Source organism: Pollutimonas bauzanensis, assembly GCF_900129885.1.
GTDB lineage: Bacteria > Pseudomonadota > Gammaproteobacteria > Burkholderiales > Burkholderiaceae_B > Pollutimonas > Pollutimonas bauzanensis.
Map to the genome: position 1 here is coordinate 1 of NZ_FQXE01000015.1, position 1,066 is coordinate 1,066.

The 1,066-nt window shown below is 65.5% G+C and carries 1 protein-coding gene; it reads right to left on the reverse strand.

The features are described 5' to 3' along the window. Positions 1-650 precede the first annotated feature (650 nt). Positions 651-782: a hypothetical protein gene (locus BUB23_RS27615; protein WP_281255573.1), complete on the reverse strand. Its 132-nt coding sequence runs from the start codon at positions 780-782 to the stop codon at positions 651-653. Positions 783-1,066: the final 284 nt, after the last annotated feature.

Here is a 1,066-nt window from a genome sequence, read left to right on the forward strand (position 1 = left end):
CCCTCTCTAGCTATCCCTCTCTAGCTATCCCTCTCTAGCTATCCCTTCCAGCTATCCCTTCCAGGCACCCCTTCCAGGTACATAAATACTGGGGGGGACTGGCTACTCTATATATAGATAGAGAAATAGAGAAATAGCCTAGGTCGGCCGCCGGGACGGGCATGGCGGCTTGGCCCCAGTGGAGTGGCGAGCGTCTCTACACGCCGTTGGCGCGGTGGGGGAAGGTAGCGGTCCGCGTGGCCTGGTCCGCCGCCCAGCGCGCCGGACCCCGCCTCGCCTCGCTCGTCCGCGCCTGCGCGCTTCCTTCGCGGCCGGCTCGCTCGGCCCCGGACGGACCGCTACCTTCCCCCACCGCGCCAACGGCTGCGCCTTGGTTTTTGCACCTCTGCCGGGACGAGTTGCGTGCTTGGCATTCTTGCTGTGTTTGGGGCTACCAAGAAAGAGGTCTTGCGCTCGCCCCGCGCGGGCCGCCAGCCGGCCCGCTTGGGCATCGGGGATGGTATGGCCTAGGGTGCTGTCTTGCCTAGGTGTCATCTGCGCCGAAATCAAACCCATCAATCCGGCAATCGACAACAGCCGCCCGACCTGCCAGCCCGAATGCCGAGCTCGATACCGGCGGCTGTTCAATAAGCCGATTGCCAGGCCCGATATCAGCCGTCATCCGACACACCCGATACCAGGCCCGATACGAGCCACCGTCCGACACACCCGATCGCCACGCCCGATACCAGCGCCCGTCCCATCAACCCAATAGCCCAGCCCGATACCAGCAGCCGTCCCATCAACCCGATGTCCAGGCGCCGTGGGCGGGTGTGGGTTGGGCGAAATGTTGAGCAAGCCGCGCAGGCGGCCTGTTTCCGGGAGGCAAGCCCGCGCTTGTCTGAGCGAGACGCTTACGGACAGCCGGGGGCTGTCCGTTCCGCGAGTTCGCGGGCGCCCGGAAACAGGTCGACTGCGCGGGCAGTCACGGGCGAAGCCCGGGACCGCAGCGATATTGAGCCCAACCCACACCCGCCCACGGCGACGGATTAAGAACAATATGACCCACACCCGCCCTCGGCGACGG